Source organism: Periweissella fabaria, assembly GCF_918814575.1.
GTDB classification, from domain to species: Bacteria; Bacillota; Bacilli; order Lactobacillales; family Lactobacillaceae; genus Periweissella; species Periweissella fabaria.
In genome coordinates this window covers 99,650-112,451 of sequence record NZ_CAKKNS010000007.1, presented here as the reverse complement: position 1 = coordinate 112,451, position 12,802 = coordinate 99,650, and the positions used below count along the sequence as shown (strand labels likewise).

At 37.7% G+C, this 12,802-nt stretch carries 11 protein-coding genes; all 11 read right to left on the bottom strand.

Translation table 11 applies throughout. The features are described 5' to 3' along the window. Positions 1-6 precede the first annotated feature (6 nt). The gene (locus LQZ75_RS07935; RefSeq protein WP_230097287.1) at positions 7-972 is read right to left on the bottom strand and encodes a peptidylprolyl isomerase; all 966 of its coding nucleotides are present in this window, start codon (positions 970-972) and stop codon (positions 7-9) included. 224 nt (positions 973-1,196) lie between these two features. Beyond that, positions 1,197-1,967 (bottom strand): YibE/F family protein, encoded by a 771-nt coding sequence (locus tag LQZ75_RS07930; protein WP_230097286.1) that lies wholly within the window; start codon positions 1,965-1,967, stop codon positions 1,197-1,199. Further along, a complete protein-coding gene (locus LQZ75_RS07925) occupies positions 1,964-3,091 on the bottom strand; it encodes a YibE/F family protein (RefSeq protein WP_230097285.1) in 1,128 nt (375 codons plus the stop codon). The genes LQZ75_RS07930 and LQZ75_RS07925 overlap by 4 nt, the downstream gene beginning before the upstream one ends. A 119-nt stretch (positions 3,092-3,210) precedes the next feature. Further along, a complete protein-coding gene (gene dnaI / locus LQZ75_RS07920; RefSeq protein ID WP_230097284.1) occupies positions 3,211-4,146 on the bottom strand; it encodes a primosomal protein DnaI in 936 nt (311 codons plus the stop codon). Next, a complete protein-coding gene (locus LQZ75_RS07915; protein WP_230097283.1) occupies positions 4,146-5,546 on the bottom strand; it encodes a DnaD domain protein in 1,401 nt (466 codons plus the stop codon). The genes dnaI and LQZ75_RS07915 overlap by 1 nt, the downstream gene beginning before the upstream one ends. Positions 5,547-5,563: 17 nt before the next feature. Beyond that, complete coding sequence (gene nrdR, locus LQZ75_RS07910) at positions 5,564-6,019, bottom strand: transcriptional regulator NrdR (protein ID WP_230097282.1); 456 nt, start codon at positions 6,017-6,019, stop codon at positions 5,564-5,566. Positions 6,020-6,209: 190 nt separating this feature from the next. Beyond that, positions 6,210-7,145 carry a dihydroorotate oxidase gene (locus LQZ75_RS07905; protein ID WP_230097281.1) on the bottom strand — a complete coding sequence of 312 codons (936 nt, stop codon included), beginning with the start codon at positions 7,143-7,145 and terminating at the stop codon, positions 6,210-6,212. Between the two features lie 20 nt (positions 7,146-7,165). Then, on the bottom strand, positions 7,166-7,804 hold the full coding sequence (gene pyrE, locus LQZ75_RS07900; RefSeq protein ID WP_230097280.1) for an orotate phosphoribosyltransferase: 639 nt from the start codon (positions 7,802-7,804) through the stop codon (positions 7,166-7,168). 1 nt (position 7,805) lies between these two features. Further along, positions 7,806-8,519, bottom strand: a complete 714-nt coding sequence (gene pyrF / locus LQZ75_RS07895) for an orotidine-5'-phosphate decarboxylase (RefSeq protein ID WP_230097279.1) — start codon at positions 8,517-8,519, stop codon at positions 7,806-7,808. A gap of 29 nt (positions 8,520-8,548) precedes the next feature. Then, positions 8,549-11,722: a carbamoyl-phosphate synthase large subunit gene (carB, locus tag LQZ75_RS07890; protein ID WP_230097278.1), complete on the bottom strand. Its 3,174-nt coding sequence runs from the start codon at positions 11,720-11,722 to the stop codon at positions 8,549-8,551. After that, positions 11,722-12,801, bottom strand: a complete 1,080-nt coding sequence (locus LQZ75_RS07885; protein WP_230097277.1) for a carbamoyl phosphate synthase small subunit — start codon at positions 12,799-12,801, stop codon at positions 11,722-11,724. The genes carB and LQZ75_RS07885 overlap by 1 nt, the downstream gene beginning before the upstream one ends. Position 12,802 lies beyond the last annotated feature (1 nt).

Here is a 12,802-nt window from a genome sequence, read left to right as displayed (position 1 = left end):
TATTTATTAGTTACCAACTGGGTTTTCAGATGCTTGTTGCTGTTGTTGTGCAGCAGCTGAATTAGGTTGTAAGTATGCTTGTAAAACATTCTTTAAATCGTTGTCTTTAATTTGTGGATCGGCTTTTTGGATAACTTTCTTGATAACTGCTGAAACCTTAGTTTGATCATTCAAGTTAGAAGTAGTAATTTGTTTTTCCAAATCTTTCTTGATAGCTGGTGTAATCTTTGATGGCTTATCATTAGCACTCTTCATGTAGATGACAAAGTAACCAAATTGTTTTGAGTAAACGGCTTCCTTAGTGTATTCACCCTTTTTAAGCTTGAATGCGGCTGCTTTGAAAGCTGGATCAGTATTAGTATCTGTGTTATCAAATGGTGTGTATAAACCACCGTTATTAGCTGTTGATGGATCAGTTGAGTACTTCTTAGCTAATTTAATAAATGCATCTTGCTTATCACCCTTTGCATCGTTCAAATCATTAATAACATCTGCAGCTTGCTTCTTACCATCATCGTTGTTTTTCAACAAGATGTAACGAACGGTTACTTTTGGTTGGTAAGATTTGAATTGCTTGTCAAGTTGACTCTTTGATACTGGTGAGTAATCTTGCATTGCCAAGTTCAATAACTTTTGAGTCCGGATATTTTCCTTCAATGAAGCAACTGTCAAACCAGACGCTGCTAATTGTTGAGAGAATTGACTACCATATTGCTTTTTGTAAGTATTAAATTCAGCGTCAACATCTTTAGCTGAAACTTTCTTACCAAATTGAGCATCCAACGCATTATTAATAATCATTGTTGAGAGTACTTGCTTACCTGAAGTAGTTGACTTCAAACTTGAGTAGTATTCACTCTCAGTAATCTTTTGACCTCCATTGATTGTAGCGATAGTTTTATCACCACAAGCAGCAAGTAACATAGCTGTTGCAACAGCTGCAACCCCTAAAACCGCTTTTTTAAATTTCATTCTGACAGCACATCCTTTTCTAAATTATTCAATATGTTCTAATAATACCATATTTCCATCACGATATTAGATTTTATGATAAGAAAATTAATTGAAGATTAAATATTTCTTACACCCTTTTTAACAACATTATTCACAAATAAAAAAGGGCATAAACTGCGTCACACGCATGTTTAACACCCTTTTACTCTATCATATTCACGCTTTAAATACTAATATCGACATTAATCAGAATGGTTACTATTATTTTGGCGCTGTAAGTCTAATTTCATAAACCAAGCTGTACATGGAACCGCTAAAATGACCGCAATCATTGAGAAAATCAATAATAGAAATTCTGATACAAAAATTTTGGCATTAATCATATCAGCAAAGCCATAATTCAAACGAATAAACCAAATACTTAACCCTAGGAAACTACCCATAAATCCAAAAAACAACGTATTAATCGCTGTTGAAATAATTTGTTGGCCAATATGCATCCCATGACCAAATAATTTATTAGTTGGAATATCAGGGTTATCGCTAATTAATTCTTGCATCCCAGCAGCTACCGCCATTGCAGCTTCAGCAATAGCACCCAACGTACTAAGAATTGTAGCGACCATCGTTATTTGTAAAAAATTGACGCCGATATTTAATGATAACCCTTCAAGAGCATCCGAATCTTCATTCGCAAAGCCTTGTACTGCCGCATAATGTTCAACTGGGACAATTATTGCAATCAAAATGAGCATAATGACGACCCCGGTTGCAAACGCCACCCGTGTTACTTGATCATTATCATCACTCAAAAAAATTGTCATCGCTAAAATAATAATTCCTGTAATCGTTACTACTATTAATGGTGAAAAGCCCCACGCGATTAATGTAATCGTTAAAAACAACCAGAAAAAGTTAAATACTAAACTAACAATTGTTTGAATTCCCATCTTGCCACCAACGATTAATAACAAGAGCGCTAAAATAATAAATAAGGCTGTCATTGTACTCATTGAGCAACCTCCTTATTATGTGCAAACCAAGCCGCCAAACCACTTGCAATTGGGACTGCTAATACAATTCCAATACCGGCAATTATCGTTTGGACCATCCCCAATACCATATTAATTTCAATTGTGTAGCCCCATGTATTACCATTGCGCAAATACAGTAAACTCATTGCAAATGTTTCAGAGATAAAAATCAAGAATAAAACACTCGTTAAAGCCCCCATAATAGAGCGGCCAACTCCTAGGCCAGCAGCAAATAGCTTCCGCCGTGAGATTTCAGGGTGGGCTTCTTGAACTTCAAATTGTGTCGCCACAATATCGGTTGAAGCATCCATAATCGCCCCTAGTGCCGCTAAAAATGCCTCTGCTAAGAAAATTGGTTGTGGTAATTGTGTAATATAATCCATTAACTCAAATTCCAAACCACGTTGATGAGTTAAAGTCATAACAACATTGGCTATAATTAGTGCAATAATACTGCTCAGTAAAGTCGCACTTAAAGTAATTGCCATTTTTTTATTCCAACCTAATGCCAGACTTAAAGTTACAAAGGCCATTAAGACACCTACACCACTAAATAACAAAACAACATTGATATTAGTAACGTTTAGATTCAATTTAATTGCAATATATAATAAACCAATGTTAATAAGAACACTCACTAGTGTTAATAATCCAGGTAACTGCATCAAGACTAACAGTAATGTCACCGTAATCCAGGCCATTAAGGCGACTAAGGTATCACGCTTTTGGCCAATGATACTAATATCATTTCCTGCTTCATGATTTAAAAATAATTGTTGACCTGGACGATATGCCTGATTTAAAGCACCACTTTTAAAATAATTATTTTGCACCTTAACTTCTTCACCACGCCGACTACCATTCAAAATTTTAATTTCTAAAATCTGATTAATTGAGTAGTCAACGTTATTGAATTGATCAGTTGTTTTTTGTTGTCGTTGCTGTTTTGCACTTTCAACAACCCCGACAATATGTTGCTGATAAAGCGGTGCATCATAACGTGTTAAAAACACGCCCAACCCCATAATACCAATAAAGACATACATCAAAATTTGGCGCAGTGATTTCGGACGTAAATAATTACGTAAATTCTGTTTAAACATCTGATCCCCTTAATAGATCGAGAAAAATGATTGTATTAATCCTAGCTTTTACTGCTATTTTTTCGCTAAAAAATAGCAACTAATACACCACCATCTTCATCTTACTTATATTACAATATTTAAACCCCTGGCCGTCGATTATGGCCATTCATAAAGACTTCTTTAGCTAAAAAGCGAATACGCTGCATTAAACGTGCCGCTTTAACTGGTTCAATCGCTTGTTTCGTTTCGGCCAAGTGTTCATGTTCTAATTGCTTTAAGTCAAAATTTGAAGTGAAGAAAGTAGCTAATTCATTTTGCATCCGATATTCCAAAATAACCCCTAAGATATCATCTCGAATCCATGAACTCATTGATTCAGCACCAATGTCATCAATAATTAAAATTGGGCTCTCTTTAATGGTTTGAATCTGCTCTAAGGTATTTGTTTCCTTACTGGCAATCGAATTACGCATCTCAACGGCAAATGTTGGGAAATGAACCATTGTGACGGCAATTCCGTGATCAGCTAGTTCATTAGCCAAAGCCCCCATTAAGTATGTCTTACCAATGCCATACTTACCATAAAGGTACATCCCCTGATGATAATCATTAGGCTGTGTAACATACGCATCAAACCAGGCAATTAGCTGGCCAACAATTGGTTGGCGCGTTGCATCCAAATCTAAATTGTCAAAACTAGCTTCCCGAATTGTTTTAGGCATATTAATTGCCCGAATTCGAGCCTGCCGTTTCCGCATTTTTTCAGCCATAATTGCTTGTTGCGTTGGCCGATAAACTACCGCTGCATAACCTTGCTCTAAACGTAATTCTGGCACATATCCGGGCGCAATCGTTGGTTTTCCTTGGGCTAAATTATTTTTTTGTTTAACAAATTCAAATATTTTAGCGGCTGACTTTTCAAAAAAATCATCAGGTAATGCAACTGCTTGTGCTGCTAAAAAAGCCTGGACTTCCGGATTATTAAACGCTTCCTGTAAAGTAGCTTGGACCAGCGCTCCATGTTCTTTATGCGTATCCAAATAGGTCCGCATCTTGGCACCTAAATCTTCCATTATGCTTGCCCTCCTTGCGCTTTATCTTGTTGCAAACGACTTTGTTTAAGACGTTCAAGACTAGCCTTAGTCGCTGCTAACTCACTTGCCGATACTTCTGGGGTTGGCTCTTTGGCATATGTTGGTTTTGTTTCGACTTTTTTACTTGAGCGACCGGTTGCATATTTTTTCGTCACCTTAGTTTGTTGTTCACGCTGAAATTTACCTAAAAACTTTAACGCATTCAACGCATCACTAATATGATTTTGACTTAAAGTATTAGCAATACTATTAAAATATGCCCGATTAATATTGTCACGCCCTAGCGTAATTAATACATAAAAAATTAAGATATTTACAACTTCTAGTGGTAAAACATTCGCTTCAATAACATCTGTAATTGTTTTCACCTCATTAGCAGTAGGAAAACCATTTTTTTCTTCTTTAACACTTTGTAAAAATTCGCGGGGCTTTAATTCGGCTGCATTCCGTAATACCGTTTGGACGGCTACTGGTAATGTTGTCACCTCATTATCTGCTACTTTCGTATTTAGTGTTGCCGATGTGTCCGCCACCTTGGGCGCCATTTGCTTATTACGAGGCCGATAAGCATCAATCACTTGTTGTTTAAGTAAATCATCATTGATTTCAAAAGTATCAAAAGTCATTGTTTTACGAATATATTTACTCAATTCTAATTCATTAATCCCGACTGTTTGATGTAGCGCAAATAGCATATTTCGTTTTAATTCCAATGTTTGCCGATTAATTCCCGTATTTTGGAGACTATCAACTAATAGCTCAAAATCAAAATCAGCGGCATTTTCAGCAACAATTTCATCATATGCAATCGTTGCTTTATTTTGCCGTTGTGAGCTTTTTGGGGTTAGACTGGCGACTTTTTGAAATGCGTCTGAACTAACATTAAAGACATCTGTAATTTTTTGAGAAATATTATCGCCATCAATTTGCCGTAACTGACGGAGTTGAAACCGTTGTTGTAGTTTTTGATAATAACTACTTTCAACTGCACTCAATAATAATACACTCATCAATTCATCAGTAAAAAACTGCTGCGGTTGTAATGGTGCATGTAATTCATACACATAATATTCACCAAGCGTATCTGTATTGTGCCATGTTTGCATTAAATTAACTGCTTCTAAGCGTCCACGTGAAGCAACAATCGCTTGCGGTGAAAGATTAACAATATTCATCAAAGTAGTATGTAAAATACGTTCCGAAATTAACGGCTGTTGATCAATTAAGTTCCAGAAAGTATTTAGTAAAACTAACGCATCTGGACCAATAATTGGTTGATAAAGGGCTGTAATAATTGACTGATCATAGTCCGTCAACTTAGCACCTTCAGATAAAATAAAGCCACTCATCGGATTGAGCTGTTGTTTTAAATCAGTCATTGATACTCCTTAAACCATTATTTCTCGTCAATAATATCATGTAACTCATGCAAAAACACTTCGATACTATCAAAGTGTTTATAGACACTCGAAAAGCGAATATACGCTACTTTATCAATATCTTTTAAATATTTTAGTGCATATTCACCAATAATTTGGCTTGTGACTTCACTTTCACCTAGTTTACGTAAATCCTTTTCAACTTGTGCAACAACTTGCATTAATTGATCACTCTTAATTGGACGCTTTTCAGCCGCCCGAATTAAACCACGTAAAAGTTTATCACCGTTAAATTCTTCACGAGTACCATCATTTTTAATTACAAATAACCGCGTCATTTCGAGGCGTTCAAAAGTTGTAAATCGCGTCCCACAATTTGGACATTCACGACGACGGCGAATTGCCCGACCTTCATCAGCTGGTCGACTATCCACTACCCGGGAATCATTAAAATGACAATTAGGACATTGCATGCGTTATTACCTTTCTTTTAAGAAAATATTGAGGCTTTTAAACGCCACATTTACTAAATTATAACAGAAATTAAGATAGCGATATATCTAAATACCACGCTTGGTGGGCTCTTTTGTTAATTTTAAAAAAACTAACTTTAAATTTAACCAACAAAAAAGCGAGACTGGATACCCCGTCTCGCTTTCTTATTTAGAAATCTTGTACTTTACCACGGAAGTCTTCGATTGAAGTGTAACCTTTTTCCGCCATGATAGTTGTTAATTCATCCGTTAAACGTTGGAAGATTCCCACGCCTTCATGGAGTAAAGCTGTCCCAACACTAACCATATCTGCACCACATAGGAGATGCATAAATACGTCCGCCCCGCTAGTTACCCCACCGGTACCAATAATTTTGATACTTGGGTTAAGGCGTTGACGAAATGCGCGCACATTAGCAAGCGCAGTAGGTAAGATCATCGTTCCACCTAAACCACCAAAACCTTGTTTAGGTTTAATAACCACTTTTTCCGTATCAATATCAATCCACAAACCATTTCCAACTGAATTAACAGTATTAATGTGGGTTAATGGATATTTATTTAGAATTGTCGCCATTTGATCAAAGTGAACTAAATCAAAGTATGGTGGTAATTTAACCCCCAATGGCTTTGTGTAAAAGCTAAAGATTTCAGCTAATAAGGCATCAGTTTCTTCAAAATCATAGGCAACTTGTGGCTTACCAATCACGTTAGGGCATGATAAGTTAAGTTCTGTTAACCCAGTATAGTCACTTGCTTGAATTTTGTGGAGCAATTCAATATTATCAGACATTTTTAATCCGGCAACTGATAAAATAGTTGGCTTGGCATGTTCTTTAGTTACATAATCCAAATAATATGGAAAACCTTCATTTGGTAAGCCCATAGAATTAATTGAACCATGTTCTAATTGGTAATACCGTGGTTGAGGATTCCCCTCACGTTGTTGTGGGGTTGCACTTTTAGTAACCACACCACCGGTACATGCTGCGTTAATCATTTCATCCATCTCAGTAACTGTCATACAGTTAACTCCAGATGCATTCAAGAAAATACTTGGAAATTCTGCATTCGCCATCGTTGTCTTAAAATCAATTGCCATCATTAAATCTCCCAATTTTAATATTATTTTGCTAATTCGTTGCGCCAGTTAGTTAACATTTCCACGTCATCATGTGAGACATAATTTTCATTAGCTGCTGTCTGAATCAAGTTTGAGTAGTTTGTTACTGCAAAATATTCTAACTCTTGTGCAGCAAAATTTTGATCTGCTTTAGGTAACTCATATGTGAAGATTGCAGCAACCCCAAGCATCTGACCACCTTCAGCAGTAACCGCCTTAGCAGCACCCAATACAGAACCACCTGTTGAGATTAAATCATCAATTAATACTACTTTTTTCCCCGTGACATCATAACCTTCGAGTTGCTTTTTAGCACCGTGATCTTTAGGTTGGGCCCGAACATAAATCATTGGTAGTTCCAAAATATCTGCTACTAGTGCAGCATGTGGAATTCCGGCTGTTGCGACACCACCAATTACTTCAACATCAGGAAATTTAGTTTTAATTAACGTTGCAAGTCCTTGAGCAATAATTGAGCGAACTTTTGGATATCCAATTGTTTGGCGATTATCAGTGTAAATGGGACTCTTAATACCAGATGCCCAAGTAAATGGGTCATTTGGTTGTAACTTAACGGCTCCAATTTCTAATAAGCCAGCTGAAATTTCAGTGGCAATTGCATGTAAATCAACATTACTCATCTTACTTCTCCTCAAATTCTGTTAATACTTGTTGATAGGCTTGACGCATATCGTGAGCTTGCGTAATTGAACGACCAACTACGATTCCATCGCTACTAAATTCAGCGGCACGTTTAGGCGTAACCACTCGCTTTTGATCAGATGCATCATCCCCAGCTAAACGAATTCCAGGGGTAATAACTTTAAACTCGGGGTTAACATTATCATGAATAAGTTGGGCTTCATAAGCTGAAGCGACAACCCCATCAGCACCTGAAGCAGCTGCTAGACGTGCTAAGTGAATCACAGAATCTTGTAATGACATACTAATTCCTTGTGTATACTGCACATCGGCTTCAGAAAATGATGTTAATTGCGTAATAGCAAGTAACATCGGGGTTGCTTTACCAATTTCAGCAGTACCGGCTTGTAAACCACGCTTAGCCGCTTCAATCATTGCTGGCCCTCCAGCTGCGTGAACGGTCACAATATCAACGCCTAACTTACCAATTTGGAAAGCCGCATGTTCAACTGTGTTTGGAATGTCATACATTTTGACATCAAGGAAAATTTTCACATTAAGTTGTTTTAATTCCTTTATGAATTCAGGACCATATGCATAAAACATTTCCATTCCAACTTTAACAAAGACATTTTCGTAATTGGCAAGTTGTTCAACGCACGCAAAGGCAGCGGCTTTATTATCAAAATCTAGGGCTACAATAACCGGTTTCATGAATATTTTTCCTCGTCTTAACTTATTTCTTAAAGCGCAATCAAACTTAAAGCTTGATCTTCTAATACATCTAGGAAGGCAGCAACAGTGTCAAGCGAAGTAAATAATGGAACAGCATTTTCAATCGCTGCTTCACGAATTTCAGCACCATCATTAGTTGTCCGGCGACTGTTATCCATTGTGTTAACAACAATTTGTAATTTGCGATCTTTAAGTGCAGAAACAGCATTATTATCTGATTCTGTTAACTTACCCATTACGCGTGTCTTAACACCACCGTCTTCAAAGACATTAGCGGTATTTTGTGTTGCATATATTTGGAAGCCAAGAGCACGGAAGCGCTTAGCTAAGCCCATTGCTTCTTGTTTATCCGCATCAGCAACTGTAAACATAATGTTACCATGTTTTGGTACTGATACATTCGCAGCTAAGAACGCCTTATATAAAGCTTTAGGGAATGTGACGTCTGAACCCATAACTTCCCCTGTTGATTTCATTTCAGGTCCTAAAGTACTATCAACCATTGGTAATTTATTGAAACTAAAGATTGGTGCTTTCACGTGGACGCCTTCAGTTTCTGGGTACAACCCAGTTTCAAAACCAAGATCAGCTAATTTAGTACCTAACATAATCTTAGATGCAATTTGAGCCATTGGAATTTTAGTAACTTTAGACATAAATGGTACTGTCCGTGAGGCACGTGGGTTAACTTCAATCACATAAGCAACGTCGTCGTGAATAACAAACTGAATGTTCATCAAACCAAATGTTTGTAATTCTTTAGCTAAAGCAATTGATGCCTTAATAATTTGGTCTTTCACGTTAGCTGACATTGTTTGTGGTGGGTATACTCCCATTGAGTCACCTGAGTGAACTCCGGCACGTTCAATGTGTTCCAAAATTCCTGGAATAACAACAGTCTCACCATCACTGATAACATCAACTTCGGCTTCAGAACCAACTAAGTATGAATCAATCAATACTGGGTGTTCATTAGAAACTTGTACGGCCCGTTGCATGTAATCGCGTAAGTCATCATCTGAAGCAACAATTTCCATTGCGCGACCACCAAGAACATATGATGGGCGTACCAAGACTGGGTAACCAATTTGTTGGGCAACTTCAACGGCATGTTCAACTGTAGTTGCGGTCGCTCCTACTGGTTGTGGTAAATCAAGCTTCTTAATAACTTGATCAAATAGTTCCCGGTCTTCCGCACGGTCAAGCGCTTCAACACTGGTACCAAGAACCTTAACACCATTTTCAACTAATGGCTTAGCTAAGTTAATCGCTGTTTGACCACCAAATTGTACAACCACTCCAATTGGTTGTTCTAAATCAATCACATTTAAAACATCTTCAATTGTTAATGGTTCGAAGTAAAGCTTATCTGAAATTGAGAAGTCTGTTGAGACTGTTTCTGGGTTTGAGTTCATGATAATGGCTTCGTAACCAGCATCTTGGATTGCACGTACTGAGTGCACAGTCGCATAATCAAATTCAACCCCTTGTCCAATCCGAATTGGGCCTGAACCAAGAACAAGTACTGATGGCTTGTCATTAACAATGACATCATTTTCTTGTTCATACGTACCATAGTAGTATGGTGTCTTTGATTTAAATTCAGCGGCCACAGTATCCACCATTTTGTAAACTGGTTGTACTTTTTCAGCCTTACGGATATCACGTACTTCTTTAGCAGTCTTGTTCCAGAAACCAGCAATAGCTTCATCACTGAATCCGTTTTTCTTTGCTAAAGTCAAAGCAGCAACTGATTGATCATTTACTAAAAGGGCTTCAATTTCAACAATGTGAAGTAATTTATCCAAGAACCAAATATCAATCTTAGTAATATCATGAATTTCTTCAATGGTTACTCCCCGACGAATTAGTTCAAAGAGCATGAATAAACGATCGTCACGGGCTGGTACAAGTGCATCTTTAAGTTCTTGGTCTGAAAAGTCAGCGTATTTTAATTCGTTACCGTGGATAACACCAATTTCAAGCGAACGTACGGCTTTGAGCAAAGCTTCTTCCATGTTACGACCAATTGCCATAACTTCACCAGTTGCCTTCATTTGTGTTCCAAGTGAACGATCAGCAGCGGTAAATTTATCAAATGGCCAACGTGGGATTTTAGCAACAACGTAGTCCAAGGCTGGTTCAAATTCAGCTAATGTTGTTCCAGTAACAGGATTAGTAATTTCATCTAAGTTCAAACCAACCGCAATCTTAGCTGCCATCTTAGCAATTGGGTAACCAGTTGCTTTAGACGCCAAAGCTGATGAACGTGAAACCCGTGGGTTAACTTCGATGATGTAGTATTGCATGCTAAGTGGATTTAAGGCCATTTGGATATTAACTCCACCCTCAATCTTCAAGGCACGGATAATCTTTAGGGCAACATCACGCATCATTTGGTATTCACGATCTGAAAGTGTTTGTACAGGTGACACCACGATTGAATCCCCAGTGTGGACTCCAACTGGATCGAAGTTTTCCATTGAAGCAACGATTAAAGCATTGTCAACCGCATCGCGCATAACTTCAAATTCAATTTCTTTATAACCAGCAATTGATTTTTCAATCAAGACTTGGGTTACAGGTGATAATTCCAAACCATTAGCAGCTGTTTCAGCTAATTCTTGTTCATTATTAGCAAATCCACCACCAAAACCACCTAATGTATAAGCAGGACGGACAACAACTGGATAACCAATTTCATTAGCAAAATCAAGTGCTTCTTGAGTTGTTACAGCAATCGTTGATTCAGGAACTGGTTCATTTAAGCGTTCCATCAACATTTTAAATTCTTCACGGTCTTCAGCTTCTTCAATCGCTTCAAGCTTAGTACCAAGTAATTCAACGTCAAACTCAGCTAAAATTCCTGATTCAGATAATTGCTTGGCCATGTTCAAACCAGTTTGACCACCAAGTGTTGGTAAGATTGCATCTGGTAATTCTTGACGAATAATTTTTGAAACGAAATCTAAAGTAATTGGTTCAATGAAAACCTTATCAGCAATTTCAACGTCAGTCATAATAGTAGCTGGGTTAGAGTTAATTAAAATAACTTCATAACCTTCTTCTCGAAGTGAAATACATGCTTGCGCACCTGAGTAATCAAACTCAGCGGCTTGTCCAATCACAATTGGACCAGAACCGATAACTAAAATTTTCTTGATGTCAGTACGTTTTGGCATTATTTATCTCCCTTGTTAACTTCTTGAATCATAGCAATAAAATCGTCAAAGATGTATTCAGCATCGTGTGGACCAGGTGCAGCATCTGGGTGGAATTGGACTGAAAAGGCTGGACGACTCTTCAAACGTACCCCTTCAACTGTTTTATCATTTACTTCAACGTGGGTTACTTCTAAATCAGTTCCAACAAGTGAGTCGGCATCAACAGCGTAACCGTGGTTTTGTGATGTAAAATCAGCATGTGCTTTACGTAAGTCACGAACTGCGTGGTTAAAACCACGGTGTCCGAATTTCATTTTGTAAGTTGTTGCTCCATTGGCCAATGAGAACAATTGGTGGCCTAAACAAATTCCCATTAATGGTAATTGCGCTTGCAATTCTTGAATCATTGGAATTGCGTAAGCTGCATCTTTAGGATCTCCAGGACCGTTTGAAAGGAGAATTCCATCTGGATTAGCAGATAAAACAGTTTCAGCATCAACTGTGGCTGGGAAAACTGTTACATTTACCCCACGTTTAGCAAGTGCACGGAGGATTGAATTTTTAATCCCAAAATCAATCACCGCAATGCCAATTCCATCAGTTGGAGCTTGGTAAATCGTTTTAGTTGAAACTTCAGCAACTTGAGTTGATGCAAGTTCCATCTCAAAGGCTGCCTTAACAACTGCTTCATCTAATGAATCAACAATCACAGCTTCCATGGCACCTGAGTCCCGAATTTCTTTGGTCAAAGCGCGCGTATCAATTCCCGTAATTCCTGGTAAATCCTTTTTTTCAGCAAATTCAGCAAGGCTCATTTGTGAACGGAAGTTACTTGGGCGGCGGGCAATTTCGTGGGTAATAATTGCATCCGCTGTTGGTTTTAAACTTTCAAAGTCATCCTTGTTAATACCATAGTTACCAATCATTGGATAAGTAAATGTAATCATTTGACCAAGGTAACTGGCATCTGTCATTGTTTCTTGGTAACCACTCATACCGGTGCTAAATACAATTTCGCCGTGCACAGTTTTAGGTGAACCAAATCCTTCACCAGGGTAAACTGAACCATTTTTTAGTACTAAATATCGTAATCCCATA

Bases quoted from the DNA above. Each gene is read 5' to 3' on its own strand.
- LQZ75_RS07935 (WP_230097287.1), bottom strand. From the start codon at position 972: ATGAAATTTAAAAAAGCGGTTTTAGGGGTTGCAGCTGTTGCAACAGCT.
- LQZ75_RS07930 (WP_230097286.1), bottom strand. From the start codon at position 1,967: ATGAGTACAATGACAGCCTTATTTATTATTTTAGCGCTCTTGTTATTA.
- LQZ75_RS07925 (WP_230097285.1), bottom strand. From the start codon at position 3,091: ATGTTTAAACAGAATTTACGTAATTATTTACGTCCGAAATCACTGCGC.
- dnaI (WP_230097284.1), bottom strand. From the start codon at position 4,146: ATGGAAGATTTAGGTGCCAAGATGCGGACCTATTTGGATACGCATAAA.
- LQZ75_RS07915 (WP_230097283.1), bottom strand. From the start codon at position 5,546: ATGACTGATTTAAAACAACAGCTCAATCCGATGAGTGGCTTTATTTTA.
- nrdR (WP_230097282.1), bottom strand. From the start codon at position 6,019: ATGCAATGTCCTAATTGTCATTTTAATGATTCCCGGGTAGTGGATAGT.
- LQZ75_RS07905 (WP_230097281.1), bottom strand. From the start codon at position 7,145: ATGATGGCAATTGATTTTAAGACAACGATGGCGAATGCAGAATTTCCA.
- pyrE (WP_230097280.1), bottom strand. From the start codon at position 7,804: ATGAGTAATGTTGATTTACATGCAATTGCCACTGAAATTTCAGCTGGC.
- pyrF (WP_230097279.1), bottom strand. From the start codon at position 8,519: ATGAAACCGGTTATTGTAGCCCTAGATTTTGATAATAAAGCCGCTGCC.
- carB (WP_230097278.1), bottom strand. From the start codon at position 11,722: ATGCCAAAACGTACTGACATCAAGAAAATTTTAGTTATCGGTTCTGGT.
- LQZ75_RS07885 (WP_230097277.1), bottom strand. From the start codon at position 12,801: ATGGGATTACGATATTTAGTACTAAAAAATGGTTCAGTTTACCCTGGT.